Origin of the sequence: Roseibium salinum (assembly GCF_026240905.1) — a bacterium.
GTDB lineage: Bacteria > Pseudomonadota > Alphaproteobacteria > Rhizobiales > Stappiaceae > Roseibium > Roseibium salinum.
Map to the genome: position 1 here is coordinate 4,072,976 of NZ_JAPEVI010000003.1, position 16,471 is coordinate 4,089,446.

At 62.8% G+C, this 16,471-nt stretch carries 13 protein-coding genes; 6 read left to right on the forward strand and 7 right to left on the reverse strand.

Features of this window, described 5'->3' with window-relative positions; translation table 11 throughout:
• Positions 1–25: 25 nt before the first annotated feature.
• Positions 26–1,126, reverse strand: coding sequence for a Glu/Leu/Phe/Val dehydrogenase dimerization domain-containing protein (locus ON753_RS23515; RefSeq protein WP_323054778.1), 1,101 nt, complete (start codon positions 1,124–1,126; stop codon positions 26–28).
• A 249-nt stretch (positions 1,127–1,375) separates the two neighbouring features.
• Here ON753_RS23515 and ON753_RS23520 point away from each other — a divergent pair, with 249 nt between their 5' ends.
• A complete protein-coding gene (locus tag ON753_RS23520; RefSeq protein WP_265966082.1) occupies positions 1,376–3,301 on the forward strand; it encodes a HoxN/HupN/NixA family nickel/cobalt transporter in 1,926 nt (641 codons plus the stop codon).
• Positions 3,302–3,375: 74 nt separating this feature from the next.
• Here the strand turns inward: ON753_RS23520 and ON753_RS23525 are convergent, their stop codons facing one another.
• The 3 genes from ON753_RS23525 to ON753_RS23535 form a co-directional block, all read right to left on the reverse strand.
• A complete protein-coding gene (locus tag ON753_RS23525) occupies positions 3,376–4,134 on the reverse strand; it encodes a gamma-glutamyl-gamma-aminobutyrate hydrolase family protein (protein WP_265966083.1) in 759 nt (252 codons plus the stop codon).
• Positions 4,135–4,206: 72 nt separating this feature from the next.
• Positions 4,207–4,881: a response regulator gene (locus ON753_RS23530; RefSeq protein ID WP_265966084.1), complete on the reverse strand. Its 675-nt coding sequence runs from the start codon at positions 4,879–4,881 to the stop codon at positions 4,207–4,209.
• Positions 4,882–4,888: 7 nt separating this feature from the next.
• The gene (locus ON753_RS23535; protein WP_265966085.1) at positions 4,889–6,250 is read right to left on the reverse strand and encodes a cache domain-containing protein; all 1,362 of its coding nucleotides are present in this window, start codon (positions 6,248–6,250) and stop codon (positions 4,889–4,891) included.
• Positions 6,251–6,439: 189 nt separating this feature from the next.
• Here ON753_RS23535 and ON753_RS23540 point away from each other — a divergent pair, with 189 nt between their 5' ends.
• The 3 genes from ON753_RS23540 (at position 6,440) to ON753_RS23550 (ending at position 11,334) form a co-directional block, all read left to right on the forward strand.
• On the forward strand, positions 6,440–7,540 hold the full coding sequence (locus tag ON753_RS23540) for a TRAP transporter substrate-binding protein (protein WP_265966086.1): 1,101 nt from the start codon (positions 6,440–6,442) through the stop codon (positions 7,538–7,540).
• A 77-nt stretch (positions 7,541–7,617) separates the two neighbouring features.
• A complete protein-coding gene (locus ON753_RS23545; protein ID WP_265966088.1) occupies positions 7,618–8,646 on the forward strand; it encodes a TRAP transporter small permease subunit in 1,029 nt (342 codons plus the stop codon).
• 21 nt (positions 8,647–8,667) lie between these two features.
• Entirely contained in the window at positions 8,668–11,334 is a 2,667-nt protein-coding gene (locus tag ON753_RS23550) for a TRAP transporter large permease subunit (protein WP_265966090.1), read from the forward strand.
• A 181-nt stretch (positions 11,335–11,515) separates the two neighbouring features.
• Here the strand turns inward: ON753_RS23550 and ON753_RS23555 are convergent, their stop codons facing one another.
• On the reverse strand, positions 11,516–12,238 hold the full coding sequence (locus tag ON753_RS23555) for a response regulator transcription factor (protein ID WP_265966092.1): 723 nt from the start codon (positions 12,236–12,238) through the stop codon (positions 11,516–11,518).
• 9 nt (positions 12,239–12,247) lie between these two features.
• Positions 12,248–14,203, reverse strand: a complete 1,956-nt coding sequence (locus ON753_RS23560; protein ID WP_265966094.1) for a PAS-domain containing protein — start codon at positions 14,201–14,203, stop codon at positions 12,248–12,250.
• 197 nt (positions 14,204–14,400) lie between these two features.
• On the opposite strand from ON753_RS23560, the gene ON753_RS23565 reads away from it, so the two are divergent.
• Entirely contained in the window at positions 14,401–15,249 is an 849-nt protein-coding gene (locus ON753_RS23565) for an NYN domain-containing protein (RefSeq protein WP_265966096.1), read from the forward strand.
• Positions 15,250–15,266: 17 nt separating this feature from the next.
• Here the strand turns inward: ON753_RS23565 and ON753_RS23570 are convergent, their stop codons facing one another.
• Positions 15,267–15,983 (reverse strand): metallophosphoesterase family protein, encoded by a 717-nt coding sequence (locus ON753_RS23570; protein ID WP_265966098.1) that lies wholly within the window; start codon positions 15,981–15,983, stop codon positions 15,267–15,269.
• Between ON753_RS23570 and ON753_RS23575 the strand changes: the two genes are divergently transcribed.
• On the forward strand, positions 15,885–16,241 hold the full coding sequence (locus ON753_RS23575) for a hypothetical protein (protein ID WP_265967293.1): 357 nt from the start codon (positions 15,885–15,887) through the stop codon (positions 16,239–16,241). The two genes, ON753_RS23570 and ON753_RS23575, sit on opposite strands and share 99 nt — an antisense overlap.
• Positions 16,242–16,471 lie beyond the last annotated feature (230 nt).

The window sequence follows — 16,471 nt, forward strand, 5'->3', positions numbered from 1 at the left end:
CCCGCGCGGCCGAAGCTTGCCGTTCTCACGCCGAGACAGCCTTCAGGACCGGCCGGGCTTTCCTGGTCTTCGCCAGCCGTTCCTCCGCCATTGCATCCGCGACGTGTTCCGGTGTGGTCTCCTCCGTGCCGGCACGCTCGAAAATCGCGGTCAGGGTATCGCCGATGGCGAGTGTCTTCTGGCGCACGAGCGTGTCTTCGCCGCCCGGGGAGGCAAGTGCAATGGAGATGACGCCGCCGGCGTTGATGGCGTAGTCCGGCGCGTAGAGAATGCCGCGTTTCTTCAGCGCTTCGCCGTCGGCGGGGGTCTGAAGCTGATTGTTTGCCGCTCCGGCAACGATCCTGGCCTGGATGTGGGGAATGGTGCGGGCATTGAGGCCGGCGCCCAGGGCGCAAGGAACGAAAATATCGGCCTCGACCATATGGGCCTCGGCCGGGTCGACCGCCACCGCGCCGAAGGCATCGATGGCGCGCAGAACGGCAGGTGCATGGATGTCGGAGACGATCAGCCGGGCGCCTGCGCCGTGAAGCTGCCGCGCGACGTCGTAGCCGACATGGCCCAGGCCCTGGACTGAGACGGTCCTGCCTTCAAGATCGCTGCTGCCGAAGACATGTTTCGCACAGGCCTTGATGCCCTCGAAGACGCCAAGCGCGGTATAGGGGGAGGGATCGCCGAGCCCGGTGGCGCTCGTGCCGCGCACATGGGCGGTCTGGCGCGCGACGGCTTCCATGTCCTGCGGCGAAACGCCGACATCTTCCGCGGTGATATAGGTGCCCGACAAGCGGTCCACATGACGGCCGAAGGCTTCCATCAGTTCCGGCGTCTTGTCCTTGCGCGGATCCGCGATGATCACGGCCTTGCCGCCGCCGAGATCGAGCCCCGCGAGAGCGTTCTTGTAGGTCATCCCGCGGGACAGGCGCAGCGCATCGGTAAGGGCATCGCCCGGATTTTCGTAGGGCCAGACCCGGCAGCCGCCGAGTGCGGGGCCGAGCGTCGTGTCATGGACCGCGATGATCGCCTGCAGCCCGGTGTCCCGGTCGTGTGCGAAGACAACATCTTCGTGCGTCCCCATTTCCGGATGGTCGAATACGGCACTGTGTTGAACTTTTGTGTGTAAGGCGTTCATGACTGGCTCAGTGAGTTGGTTGTTATTGCGAATATTTTACGCCCTCAAAGGGGAAGATTGTGTTCATTCTCCTCATTTTAATCCTCCGATCGTGTAAAATGTTCCCGAAATCCATGTTTCAAGCGAAAATCGTTCCACGACGATTTTGCGGTGCGAAACGGGCTTGGCCATCTTCCTGCCGTGTTCTGTGGTCAAGGAGCGCCAAGCGTGTCATCTAAATATATACGTTCGATTCAATGGGTGGTTCCGGTGCGACCTCTTCCTGATACTTTCCCGAAGGCTTTGTGCACGGCCGGCCGCCGGATTGTGCTGGGGTCAGGGCTCCTGCTTGCGTCGCTGGCCGGAGCCGGCGCGCATCCGCACGTCTTCGTGGAAGCACGCTCGCATCTGGTGTTCGATGAGCGGGGGAACGCCGTTGCGGTCGACCACGTCTTCCGTTTCGACGAGCCGTTTTCCGCCTTTGCGATGCAGGGCTTCGACAAGAACGGCGACGGCGTCTATTCGCGCGAGGAACTGAGCGAACTGGCGAAGGTCAATGTGGAGAGCATGGCCGATTTCGGCTATTTCACCTTCGGCGACAACACCCGGATCGAATTCGACTTCAAGGCGCCCACCGAGTACTGGCTCGAGGTCGAAACCGTCCCGCTCGAAGACTATTGGGTGATGAAGCCGGAAGACTTCGAGGCAATTCAGGAAGACGTCCGCATGAATGGTGGAACGGCTCCGGAAAGCGTCGATCTTCTGGAGCTGCATTTCACCCTGCCGCTCAAGGAGCCGAGCGACGCGACGAAGACGATCACCCTCGATGTCTATGACCCGACCTATTACGTCGATTTCCGCTTCGCGCGGGGCGAAGACGCGGTCGGAACGCTCAACGCTCCCGATGCCTGCCAGGTCACGCGCAAGGAGCCGCCGCCCCTGGACGACGCGACCGCCTATGCGCTTGCCCAGGTCGGCCCCGACCAGCGGAATCTGCCGCCGGAACTGCAATCGGCCGCCGCGTCGCAGATCAACCAGATGATCGTCGACTGCAGCGCCGCTTTCCCGGCAGCCGCTTCCGCGTCTTCCGGCGGGGCAGGAGTGGTCGCGGACAGCGGCGCTCCGGCAGATCCGGACGGGGCGGCCGGCAAGGACACGACGCTGTCACGGGCGGGAGACGTCGCGGATTCCAGCCGGACAGCCGTTGCGGTCATCGAGTCTCCGGAAAAAACCGCGGCCCGGTCCGGCATCCTGGATCGGGTTTTCGGCACGATCGCGGTCAAGCAGAAGCAGTTCTACCAGGCGCTTGTGGGAAACCTCAGATCGTTCCGGAACAATCCGAATGCAATTTGGCTGCTGATGGGCCTGTCCTTCGCCTACGGCATATTCCATGCGGCGGGCCCCGGGCACGGCAAGGCGATCATCACCTCCTATGTGGTTGCCAACAACGAGACGCTGCGCAAGGGCATCGTCCTGTCCTTCGCTTCCGCCTTCGCCCAGGCGGTCACAGCAATCCTGCTGGTCGGCGGGATGGCCATGCTCTTCAACCTGACCAGCATCGCCATTCAGGACACCGCGCGCTGGTTCGAAATCGGTTCCTACGTGCTGATCACCGGCCTCGGCGGCTGGCTGCTCTGGCAAAAAGCTGTTCGCCCGCTTGCCGCGGCTGTGGCTTCCCGGCTGTCGAGCAACGAACTGGCCTTTGCAGGGGCCGGCGCGCATGGTCGTTCTCACGGCCACGGCCACGGCCACGGCCACGGCCACGGCCACGGCCATCATCACCACGACCATCATCATGAAATCGGGCCGGACGGCGTGTGTTCATCCTGCGGACACGCCCATGCCCCGACGCCGGACATGGTCCAGGGACGGATCACGCTGGCACGGGCCGCTTCGATCATTCTGGCCGTCGGATTGCGGCCCTGCACCGGCGCGCTGGTTGTGCTGGTGTTCGCCCTTTCGCAGGGCATGATCGCCGCCGGCATTGCCTCCACGCTCGCCATGGCGGTGGGAACCGGCATCACCGTGTCGCTTCTGGCAGGACTTGCGGTTGGCGCCAAGGATCTTGCCGTGCGGCTCTTCGGCGAGGGCAGTCCGATGGCCGGCAGAGTTCACCGGACCATCGAGATCCTCGGTGCGACGATCGTCTTCCTGCTCGGCGCGACCCTACTGATCGCAACGCTCGGCTGGGGCTAGAAGCGGGTTCGAGACAGCGCTCCGTGCTTCCTCGGGATGAGGTGTTGCTTCCGGCGCCGTAGCCGAACCGCCCGTCAAAGACCCAGCCGCTTTTCCCGGTAGGCGCGGACCGCTTCGCCGAAGGCTTCGAAAAGCCTCTTGGAAGGGCCGTCGGTCATCACCCAGTATTCGGGATGCCACTGCGTGGCGAGCACGTAGCCGGGGCTGTCCTTGAGGGAGGCCGCCTCGATGGTGCCGTCCTCCGCCTGTGCTTCGATGATCAGCCCGTTGCCCAGGTCGCCGACGGCCTGGCGGTGCAGCGAATTGACTTCGAACGGCTCCTCGCCGAGCACGGCGGCCAGGCATCCACCGGGGGTTACTTCCACCGGGTGGGCGATGCGGAAGCGTTCCTCCTGGCGCTCCGTCGTCGGCGCACGGTGATCCTTGCGGCCCTCGAGCGTCTGGACTTCCGTCAAAAGCGTGCCGCCGAGGGCAACGTTCAGTTCCTGCATGCCGCGGCAGACCGCAAAGACGGGAATGCCGCGTTCCACGGCCCGTCTCAGCAGCGGCAGCGTCGTGGAATCCCGGCCCGGATCGTAAGGTCCGTTTTCCTCGGTGGATTCCCCGCCGTAAAGCTCGGGATTGACATTCGAGCGGGAGCCGGTGGCCAGAACGCCGTCGACCTGGTCGAGCGCCGCTTCCAGGTCGAGATCGGCCCCGAGGGAGGGAAGGATCATCGGGATCGCGTCGGATCCCTTCAGCACGGCCTGCAGATAGGTCGAAGCCGCGGCGTGCCAGTTGTAGCCATCAACGGCTTTCACATCGGCGGTTACCAGGACGAGCGGTTTGGTCATGTTTGCCCTGCACTGAAATTGAAGATGGTTCGCAGCCGGAAGTCCGGGCCGACAGGTTTACCTGACGCAGCCCTAATCCAGCAATCCCAGTTCCTGGGCAACCTTGTAAAGCTGCGCGGCATTCTTGTTGCCGACCTTTTCCCTCAGGTTCAGCCGGTGGGATTCGACGGTGCGTACGCTGATGCCGAGTTCCTTGGCGACTTCCTTGTTGGGCTGCCCCTTTGCGATCGCGGTCAGGACCTGCCGTTCCCGGTCGGTCAGTCCGTAAGGGTCCGCCACCGGGGCGGAGGTATTGGCGCCGACGAGCGTCGGTCCGACCGCGGAGGAGAAATAATAGCCGCCCGTCGCGACGCTGGTGATGGCGGTGATCATTTCCGCGGCCGAGATGTCCTTGAGGATGTAGCCGCGGGCGCCGGCCTGCACCACGCCGCGCACGTATTCCGGGTTGTCATAGACCGACAGGATCAGCACCGCGATGCCGGGATGCGTGTCGCGAACCTGCCTTGCGGCTTCCAGTCCGTTCATCACCGGCATGGACACGTCCATCAGCAGGACGTCCGGGCGCAGCTCCCTGGCGAGGTTCAAGGCATCCCGGCCGTTGGTCGCCTCACCGACGACTTCCAGTTCCGGCACTTTCAGGAGCCTGGCGCGGATGCCGTCGCGGACCAGTTCATGGTCGTCGGCGAGCAGCACCCGGATGGGTCTGGCAGGCGTCTTGGCTGCAGGGGAAGGTGAATGCACTGTCATCTTTTGATCATGCCGCGTTTGCAACCGCATTGTCGAGCGGCATTTGCACCTTGATCCGCGTTCCTCCGGAACTCTTGCGGCTCAAGGTAAGCTTGCCGCCATAGGTTTCGATGCGCTCGCGCATGTTGCGGAAGCCGAGGCCTCCCGACTTCGGCAGCGGGCGCGGGAGCCCCACACCATCGTCCTCGACCGTAAGCACAAGCGTCTGAAGGCCGACCTTCAAGCTGATGCTCACTTCGCTGGCCTGGGCGTGGCGGGCGACGTTCGTCATGCATTCCTGGACCACTCTGTAGAGCGCGGTCTTGGCCCCTTCCGACAGGCGGCTGCGGCACTGTTCGGCGCTCACATTGACGGTGATGCCGGACTGGTTCTGGAACTCCTTGCCGAGGCTGACGAGGGCGGAAGCCAGGCCCATGTCGTCGAGGACGCTCGGCCTCAGATCGCGGGATATCCGGCGGACTTCGGCAATGGTGCCGTCCAGCGTCTTCAGGCATTTCGCGGCCTGGACCTGCAGGTCCGGGTCGCGATTGGCTTCGCTGTGGATCATTTCCACGCCGTAGCGCACGGAGACCAGGAGTTGGGAAATACTGTCGTGGAGCTCGGTCGATACCCGTTTGCGTTCCTGTTCCTGCACCTGGAAGATCCGGTTGGTCAGCTCCTTCAGCTTGCTGTCGGCAAAGCGCTGCTCGGAAAAGCGGACGCCGGCGATCAGCGAGCCGGCAATGATGATCGCCGCAAGCGTTATCATGAAGGTGACCAGCAGCGTCTGGCGGATGCTTCGGGCGAAATCGGCCCGGATCGCGGCGACTTCCCGGGCGATGTCGTCGGTGTAAAGCCCCGTGCCCAGCATCCAGCCCCATTTGTCCAGAAGGATTGCATAACCGAGTTTTTCCTCGACGGTGCCTGTTGACGGTTTGTTCCAGACATACTGATGAAATCCGCCGCCGTTCCTGGCCGCCGTGATCAGGTTGCGGATGACATGGTCGCCGTTGTCGTCCTGCAGGTCCCACCAGTTGCCGCCGACCAGATGCGGCAGTTTGGGATGGACGATGTTGGTTCCGTCGAGCGTGTAGACGAAGTAGTAGCCGTCATAGTCGAAGGTGAGGTGCTGCAGGATATCCCTGACCCGGTCCTGGGCCGCTTCCCGGCCGCCGGGCTCCTCGTTGTAGATCTGCTCGATGGACGTCAGCGCCAGGCTGACATAGTTGCGGATCTCCTGCCGTTTGGAGGACAGGATCCGCTGTTCGACCGAATGGGTCTGGGCATTGATGAGTTCCAGAGACTGGTAGTAGGTCGCACCGCCGATCAGGAGGGATACTGCAATCAGCGGCAGAATCGTGATCAGCAGCAATTTTGTCTTGAACGTCACCGGTTTCGCCCCCTTGTTGCGCGTATGACCTATTAGCCGAATTTCTCTTGCGCCGAACTCGGTAGTATTACGCAGAAGATGCGCAGAACCACGAATAGCGCACTGGCCCCCCGGTCAACTAGACATACGTCGAGATCGGTGCAAGTGTGTAGCCCGGTCCGAAACCGGGTCCGTTTAGGGAGGAAACTAATGGATCGTCGTTCGTTTATCAAAAAGGCTGGCCTTGGCGCCGGCGGAATCGCAGCTGGTTCCGCGCTTGCCGCGCCGGCAATCGCACAGGGCACCAAGGACATGGTTCTCGTGTCCACGTGGCCGCGTGACTTTCCGGGTCTCGGCATTCCCGCGCAGCGTCTGGCAGCTCGTATCGGCGAGCTGACCGAAGGCCGCCTCAATGTTCAGTATTTCGCCGCCGGCGAGCGCGTCGGCGCATTCGACTCTTTCGACGAAGTCGCATCCGGCAACGCCCAAGGCTATATCGGCGCCGACTACTACTGGAAGGGCAAGCATCCGGGCTGGGCAGCCTTCACCGCTGTACCGTTCGGCCTGACCTATACCGAAATGGACGCCTGGATCAAGTATGGCGGCGGTCAGGAACTGTGGGACGAGCTGGCCGGAGAGTTCGGCCTGAAGAACCTTGCCATGGGCAACACGGGCGTCCAGATGGGCGGCTGGTTCAACAAGGAAATCGAAACCGCTGACGACCTTAAGGGTCTGAAGATGCGTATTCCGGGCCAGGGCGGCGACGTCATGGCGAAACTGGGCGCTTCGCCGGTATCCCTGCCGGGTGGCCAGATCTACGAAAACCTTGTTTCCGGCGCAATCGATGCAACCGAGTGGGTGGGTCCGTTCAACGACTACTTCATGAAGTTCTACGAAGCCGCCAAGTACTACTACTATCCGGGCATGCACGAGCCGGGCGCAATGCTTGCTCTGGGCATGAACAAGGCGTTCTGGGACGGTCTCGACAAGATCGACCAGCAGATCATCATCGCCGCCTGCGCGGAAGAGAACTCCAACACGATGGCGGAAACCAACGCCAACAACGGGAAGTATCTCACCCGGCTGATCAACGAGCACGGCGTCGAGCTGCGCGAGTTCTCCGACGAGATCTATGACGCCTTCGGTGAAGCCGCCCAGGAAGTCCTCGAGGAAGCGATGGATCACTCCGACCTTTCCAAGAGGATCTTCGAAAGCGTTGTGAATGCGCGTCAGGAAATCGGCAGCTACATGGCGATTGCCGATATTGCCTACAGCAACAAGCGCAACCGCTACCTCGGCATTCCGAAGTAATCGGTACCACAGGCAAAAAGGGGCGGGAGAAATCCCGTCCCTTCTTCATTGACAAGAGATAAAAAGGCTCAGCCACGATGACGGCCTTGGACACGGTTCAAGACGGCTCGCCTGTTATGAAGCCCGGTGCGAACCCGGGAAGCGCCCGCATCTTCCGCCTGTTCGGTTGGATCGTCCTGGCCATCATGACGGCGTTTTTGCTCAACAATTACCTGACCTACTGGCAAGATCTTCCCGGCATCGGCCCCGTTTTCGGTGCAAGGGGCAACGGGTCGCTGCCGATCCTGTGGTCATGGCTGCAACTGGGGCTCTATGCCCTGCTGATCCTCGCGGCCATCGCCTATGTATTGAAAAACAGCAGCACGTTGCGCGAAGACAGCGTCCGCATCAGCAACATCAACGTCTATCTGATCCGCGCCGCGTTCTTTGCCGTTCTGATCGTCGGTCTCGTCGACAGCGCGATCTCCTTCCTGCGCATCGAAGGCTTCCTGCCCGCATTGACGGGGGAGCAACTGGCCAACGATCTCGGCCGGGCTCAGTTCCGCGGTCCCTATGTGCACATGCCGCTGATCGTCCTGTCCCTGGTCATCGCCGCCTTCACACGCACACTCGGCTTCACCTGGCTGGCGCTTCTGGTGGTCGGTGCCGAGCTTCTGATCGTGATCGGGCGCTTCGTGTTCTCCTATGAGCAGGCGTTCCTGGCCGACCTTGTCCGCTTCTGGTATGCGGCGCTGTTCCTGTTCGCTAGCGCCTATACGCTCCTGGAGGAAGGCCACGTCCGGGTGGACGTCTTCTATGCTGGCATGCAGGCGAAGACCAAGGGCTACGTGAATGCCGTCGGCTCGGTCATCCTCGGCATGAGCCTTTGCGCCGTCGTCCTGTTCATCGGTTTCGGCGGCAAGCAGAGCATCATCAACAGTCCGATCCTGGCCTACGAGACCACGCAGGCCGGTTTCGGGCTTTACGTGAAATACCTCATGGCAGGTTTCCTCGGGGTCTTCGCTGTTTCGATGCTGATTCAGTTCGTGTCGTATTTCCTGGACGCGGTTGCCGACATTCGCGGCGAACCGGGCGGCCGGGACCATGACAGCCATACCGTTCAATAGAGCCTGACGAGACCGCAAGACATGGAACTCTTTTTCCTTCTTCTCCTGGTTGTCCTGATGGCGTTCGCGCTCGGGTCCGGCTTCCCCGTCGCCTTTGCCCTGCCAGGCTCCGCCATTCTCACCATCGCCATCGCGGCCGGTACGGGCTACCTGTTCGCCGGGGAGACGGGCGCCTATTTCTCGCATGGCGGGCCGGGCCAGTGGCTCAGCGCCGGCGTGACCAACTTCCGGGGCATCTATTGGGAGGCCGAGCGGGATACGCTGATTGCCATCCCGCTGTTCGTGTTCATGGGCATCATGCTGCAGCGGTCGAAGATCGCCGAGGACCTGCTGGTGACCATGGCGCGCCTGTTCGGGCCGGTTCCGGGCGGCCTGGGCATCTCGGTGGTGTTCGTGGGCGCGCTTCTGGCGGCAACCACCGGCATCGTCGGTGCCACGGTGGTGGCGATGGGCCTGATTTCCCTGCCGGCGATGCTGCGCAACAAGTATTCCGTGCCGCTGGCAACCGGCACGATCGCCGCGTCCGGCACGCTGGGGCAGATCATTCCGCCGTCCATCGTGCTGATCATCCTGGCCGACCAGCTGGCCAGCGCCGTCGATCAGGCGGGCTCGCTGCGCCAGACGCTCTACAAGTCGAGCACCGGCGAAATCTCCATGCCGTCGGACTATTCGGTCGTCTCGACAAGTGCCGGCGAAATGTTCCTCGGCGCATTCCTGCCGGGCCTGGTTCTGGTCGGCCTCTACATGCTGTTCATCCTCGGCTTCGCGCTGCTGAAGCCGTCGTCGGCTCCCGCCGTCCACGAGGAGGGCACGTTCACCCGCGGCTTCGCCCTGAAGGTGCTGATCACCCTGGTTCCGCCGCTGGCCCTGATCTTCCTCGTCCTGGGGTCGATCATCGCCGGTGTCGCGACCGTGAACCAGGCCGGTGCCATCGGCGCCGTCGGAGCGATGATCATGGCGGGCTACCGGCTAGGCGAGGGCAAGCGGGGAGCCTACTCCCCAGCAATCCTTTCGATACTGGCCCTGCTCGGTCTGGCGGTGGTGGTCAGCTTCTACGGCTCGGTCAACATCAAGCTGATCCAGACCAGCGACGATGTGGTGGCGCTGGTTCTGGCGCTGATTGCCGTCTCGCTTCTGCTGATCGCGATCTTCTGGTCCGGCTGGCGCACGCTGGCCATGGGCAACACCCTGCGCGGGGTTATGGTGGAAACCGCCAAGACCACGTCCCTGGTGTTCATCATCTTGTTAGGCGCCGCTATGCTGACGGCGGCCTTCCGGGCGTTTGGCGGCGAGGAGCTGGTCAAGAACTTCCTGCTGGGCCTGCCGGGCGGGTTCTGGGCGCAGTTCCTGATCGTCATGCTGGTGATCTTCGTCCTCGGTTTCTTCCTCGACTTCATCGAGATCGCCGTCGTGGTGGTGCCGATCGTGGCGCCGATCCTGCTGGCGGATCCGGGGGCGAACGTCACCGCGGTCTGGCTGGGCGTGATGATCGGCCTGAACATCCAGACCTCGTTCCTGACGCCGCCGTTCGGCTTTGCGCTGTTCTATCTGCGCGGCGTGGCGCCCGCGGTGGTCAAGACCATCGACATGTACAAGGGTGTGATCGCCTTCATCTGCCTGCAGCTGGTGGCGCTCGGCATCGTCGGGCTTTACCCGCAGCTGGTGAACTACCTGCCCAACCGGTCGTCTCTGCTGTCGGAAACGGCTCCGCCGCCGCAGAACCCGCGTCTGCAGTTCTGCATGGAAAAACGCAGCTACGAGCAGTTCCAGAAGAACGGCGACAGCATTCTGGCGGCAATCCAGTCGGCCGAGAGCATCGACATGAGCTACCTGCCGGAAGATATCCGCGAAGACGTGGCCGAGGGCTTCGAAAAAGCCCGGGAAGCCCTGCCTGCGATGGAAGCCATCCGGGAGGCGGAGAGGGCCGTGGCCGAGGCGGCCGTGGACTACCGGCCGATTCATAGCAACGTGCGCAGGCTTGAACGCGACGCGGGCAGGCTCCAGGAGCGGATCGAACGGCTTCAGCTGATCGTCACCCGGTCGGGCGAAACCGGGGTCTACAGCGCGGAACAGGGCGAACGTGCCCAGGAGCGGATCGAGGTGCTGACAGCCGAGCGCGAAGCGCTTCTGGCACAGATACCTGCCGAGTGGGAAGAGGTGCACGACGTTTTCGCAAAGGTCCAGAAAGCCGAAGACGCCGCCCGCCTGTCCTATCGCCGGACGGTCGACGACGCCTATGAGCCGGTGGTCGAGCTGAAGCAGATCCTGCAGGATGCGGACCTGGTGGCAAGCTTCAAGCCCGAGCTGGAATCGCTCAGGGAACGGCTGCCCGAGCTCAAACCGAAAGAGGCGGTTGATGCCATTGCGGATATGCGCTCCCGGGTCGGCGATGCGGAAGGCACGGGCGACATTCGTGACGGACTGACGGAAGCCCGCAGCATCATGCGCAGCAATGAACCGGATGTCGCAGCGGCCCAGGCGGAAATCGACAAGTCGATCGCCGCCCTGGAAGCCGATCTCGCCTGGCGCCGGAAAGGCGCGGAGGAGATCCTGCCCAAGCTCAATGCCTACGATGCGGCGATCGCGGGCACGATCGGGCTGCGGCTGCAGCCGCGCCTGCCGAGGGACATCGCCCTCGACGTGGCAAGCTGCCTTTCCCATCACCGGGATATCTCCCTGGGCTTCTGATGCCTGGATGACCTGACCATGTAGGCGGGAAGAGCAATCTTCCCGCCTTCGTGCGTTTATCCTTCGGAAGAATGTGAAACACGGCTGAATATCCGCGCCAATCGGCTGCCCAGGGCGGGCAAGACGGAAAGCGTTCATCTCTGCGAGCATCGGGACTGGTTCGGGCGTATCCGAACGCGGCTCACCCCCACTTCACGTCGCAGGTCAGCATGTAGCCCGAACCGTAGATCGTGCGGATATGCGCCGGTTCGTTCTTGCGGTTGAGTTTCTTGCGGATGCGGGAGATACGCACGTCGATGGACCGGTCCAGGCTTTCGTCCCGGCCGCCGTGTTCCAGCAGATAGTCGCGCGTCAGGACCCGCTTGGGCGCGCGCAGCAGGGCTTCCAGAAGGGTCGCCTCGCCGGTGGAGAGGAAGGTTTCCTCGCCCTCGGGCGACGTCAGGCAGTGCGAGGAAGGCTGATAGATCCAGCCTTCGAAGCGCGCCCGTTCCTCGCCGGCGGAGGACTGGATGAGGTCGGAGGAGCGGCGCAGGATCGAGCGGATGCGCGCAACGACTTCGCGCGGGTCGAACGGCTTGACCACGTAATCATCGGCGCCGAGCTCCAGGCCCATCACACGGTCGCTGGAATGGCCGCGGGCGGAGAGAACGATGATCGGCACGAAAGACCGGCGGCGGATTTCGTTGATGAGCGCCATGCCTTCCATGTCCGGCAGTCCCAGATCGACGATACAGGCATCCGGCGTCTCGTTCTTGAGCGCGGCCAGCATCTGCGACGCGGTCGAAAAGACCCGGCCTTCCATGTCGAACTGGACCATGGCGTCCAGCAGCAGATTTCCGATGGCCGGTTCATCGTCGACGATGAAGACCGTTCGTTTTGCTGCCGGTGCGGAGCGTGTCTGCAAGGGGCTTTCCTATGTCTTCGATGAAAGGATCTGCTGCAGGGTGTCTGCAAGCTGATCGTCGGCGAAAGGCTTTGCCAGCACCGGGAATTCGCACTGGGCATCCTGCCCGGCGAGTGCCGACCAGTCGGCGTAGCCGGTCATGAGCGCGATGCCGAGATCGTTCCGTTTCCGGCGGATTTCACGGGCGAGCGCCAGGCCGTTGGTCTGGCCGGGCATGATGATGTCGCTGAGGACCCCGCGCAGCTCCGGCAGGTCGAAAGCCAGGTTGCGCGCATCCTCCGCGTTCTCGGCGCACAGAACGGAATAGCCGAGCGTCTGCAACTGGTCGGTCACCGTGCTGGCGACGTCCGGGTCGTCCTCCACGAGCAACAACAGCTCCCCCTGTCCGCGTTTGAGCGCCGGGCGCTCGAGCCGGGCGTCGTCGCCGGCAGCACTGGCCTGCAACACGACGAGGGGAAGATAAAGCACGAGGCCCGTGCCCTTGCCCAGTTCACTCTTCAGCTTAATCGTGCCGCCGGACTGGTGGATGAATCCGTAGACCATGGAAAGGCCGAGGCCGCTGCCCGTGCCGAAGGTCTTGGTGGTGAAAAACGGCTCGAACACCCTGAGCCGGGTCTCCGGATCCATGCCGGTGCCCGTGTCCTCCACCGCGATGCAGGCATAGCGGCCCGGCGGCAGGCCGATTTCGTCCGCCTCCCGCCTGTCCAGCAGCGTCTCGGACAGGAGGATGCGCAGCGTGCCGCCCTCCGGCATGGCGTCGCGGGCGTTGAAGGCGAGGTTGATCAGGGCGGTTTCCATCTGGGTGGGGTCGATGCGCGCGGCGATGGCGTCATCCTCGATCACCGTTTCCAGCGTGATGACTGGCGGCAGGGAGCCCTCCAGCAAACGCCCGGCACTGGCGATCACCTTGGCAAGGGGCACGGTCTGGGGGTCGATGGCCTTGCCGCGGCTGAAGGCGAGAAGACGCTGGATCAGGTCGGAGCCGCGCTTGGTCGCCTCCAGCATGGGCGAGAGTTTCCTGTCGAGCGCGTTCCGGTCCAGCGGCTGTTCCAGGCGGCTGAGGCTCAGGAGATTGCCCATCAGGATGGCGAGCAGGTTGTTGAAATCGTGGGCGAGGCCGCCGGTCAGCTTGCCGACCGCATCCATGCGCTGCGACTGGACCAGGGCGGCTTCTGCGTGCTTCTGGTCCGTGGCGTCGAGGGAAAGAACGAAAATGCCGAGCGTGCGCCCGTCCGCGGTCATGTCCGGGATCAGGGTGGAGCGCATATAGGCGGTGCTGCCGTCCGAGCGTTTGCGCCGGTATTCATAGCTCACCGCATTGCCCTCGAAGGCATGGGCAATATGCGGCTCAAGCTCCTTGAACAGCTCCTCGCCGACCACTTCCGGCGCCGGCCGGCCGGCGACCGATGCCACCGAATGGCCGAACCAGTCGGCGTAGCGCCGGTTGGCGAACCGGAAGACGGGGCCCGGGGCGAGATAAGCGATCAGGGCCGGGATATTGTCGGTCACCAGCCGCAGCCAGTCCTCGCTCTGCTGCAGGGCGCGGGTGCGCTCCTCCACGGTGCGCTCCAGCTTCTCCTGGCGCCGCCGGTCCTCCGTCACGTCGGAATAGGTGGTGACGAAGCCGCCCTGGGGCAGCGGTGTGCCGCTGACGGCGATCACCTGTCCATTGGGGCGGATGCGCTCGAAATAGTGCGGCTCGAACAGCTTCGCCCGTTCCAGGCGCCGCTGGATCTTGCCTTCGATATCCCCGGGGCCGTATTCGCCGCGCTCGGCATTGACGCGCAGGAACGCCTCCAGATGCGTGCCCCGCCGCGCCAGTTCCTGCGGAAAGTCGAGCATCTCCCAAAGCCCGCGATTCCAGGCCACCAGCGTCAGGTTCGCGTCAAAGACCGAAAACCCCTGATTGATGTGATCGAGCGCCGCCTGCATCAGATCAAGCTGCGCCTTCAGTTGTTCCTCCATGACGGAGAGATTAGAGCAAAACGGCAGCGGGATGAAACGGTTATGTGAGGGGGAGTTGGCTGTGCGCTCTCTTCCCCGATGGGTGCGGCAACCGGTCTGTATTGACCAACATTCGACGTTGCGACAGGCGTGGCGCCGTGTAGGGTACGGGCCCCAGGCCCGTACTCAAGTCTCTGTCCCGCAACCGGGAGGAAAAAATGGCACTCGATGTTTCCGGAACACTGGCGTTGTTGATCGATGCCGACAACGCTTCGCCAAAGATCGTCGTCGGCCTCATGGCCGAAATCGCCAATTACGGCACGGCCAGCGTCAAACGCATCTATGGCGACTGGACCGGTCCCAATCTCAGGGGCTGGAAGCAATGCCTGCTTGAGCACTCCATTCAGCCGGTGCAGCAGTTCGCCTATACAACGGGCAAGAACGCCACCGATGGTGCGATGATCATCGATGCGATGGATCTGCTTTACACCGGTCGCTTTTCGGGCTTCTGCATTGTCTCCAGCGACAGCGATTTCGCCCGCCTGGCGTCCCGCATCCGCGAACAGGGGGTTACGGTCTACGGGTTCGGCGAGCGCAAGACCCCTCGTCCGTTCATCACCGCTTGCGACAAGTTCGTCTATTTCGACGTTCTCAACGCGCCTTCTGAAGAGGCTGACGAAGCACCGGGTGTTGCGCGGACCAAACCTGCCGATGCAAATACGGAGGCTGCCAGGCCGGCCAAGAAGAAGGCGGGGCTTGATAAGGCGGGGCGGGCCATGCTGACCAAGGCGGTCAATGCCACCGCCGACGAAGACGGCTGGGCCCACCTGTCCCGGGTGGGCGGGCACCTGGCCAAACAGGCTCCCGATTTTGATGCACGCAACTACGGCTTCCCCAGATTGAGCGACCTGGTGAAAGCCTCGGGCATGGTCGATGTCGGGCGGGCCGAAGACAACCCCAGATCATCACGGTCCGCCTCAAGAACGCCGCCGGCAACACGAAGTGAAAGGTGCGGGACGGCGTCCAGCGCGCCGATCAACGCATTGGTGTGGCGCCAACGACAATAGCGCATGAATTCCGGTCATTATCGGCCTGGCCAACCCGGACGTCCTACTGCGCGAAGGAACAAGGGCGGGCTCTTGCCGTCCAGGACGGCGGCGGTCAACACGCCGCTGAATGTCGCTCCCGTATCGACGCAAATCCGGTTTTGTCTGACAACCGGCTCGACTCCCGGCGTGTGTCCATGCACGACGAGATAGCCATGGTCGGCATCGCTCTCCAGGAAGCGCGACCTGATCCATAGAAGGTCCTCGGGATATTGCTGCTCGAGCGGCACCCCGGGCGCTATTCCCGCATGGACGAACAGATACGGCTCGACCTGGCGGTGATAGGGGAGTGCCTTGAGCCATGAAACTCTTTCAGCTCCCAGGGCTGCTCTGAGCTTTTCCGGGTCGGGCCGGCCGAAACGCAAGGATAGTCCGAGAGAGGCAACCGTGACGTCGCCGCCGTTGGCCAGCCATGTGGACCACACCCGCCGATCGTCCGTCGCCAGGCATTCCAGCAGCATCGCTTCGTGGTTGCCCATCAGGCAAGTCGTCTGGAATCCGTCCATTCCGGACATAAGCCGGTCGATGACACCCACGCTGTCGGCGCCGCGATCGATGTAGTCGCCGAGATAGACGATCTCGCCAGGACGATTGGGATGCTGCACTTCGTGGTGACTGCGAATGTGTCCGTGCAGCTGATCAAGCAGATCCGCTCGTCCGTGCACATCACCAACTGCATAGAGTATCGATTCCATTGTCCAGGGCCGCTGGTGTTATTCCGTCTGCGTCATGAAGTTCCGGCGGAGGCACCCAAAGCTTCCGTCGTGGATAGCCACGCTAGCAAAATTCGTCCCGATGAGCGAATGACGGTTTGTGTTCCGCTCGTCGGCGTTGAAGGGCAGCAACTGCTCAGTGCGCGCGCGACCCGCACTTATCTTTACCGCAATTGCTGCAGGAACACCCCTTCACGCGCTCCCCGCCGCTCGCCCCTTTCGCACCTGCAGCGCGATTGAAACAATTCGTCATGTTTGGAACATACTGGTGCAAATCGGGGGCTCTAGGCTGCTTTTATCGGGCCGGGGACATTCTGCCTGTTCGCCTTTAATAAATTAGCGGTTGAAGGTTCGGGCAGCAGGTAGTTTCATGACCGGTAGGGATACGACCCCGAACAATGGGGCGCCTTCAGGATCAGCCGGTTTCATGTGGTTCACGCGGAATCGGACAGATTGATCGCATAAGAAGA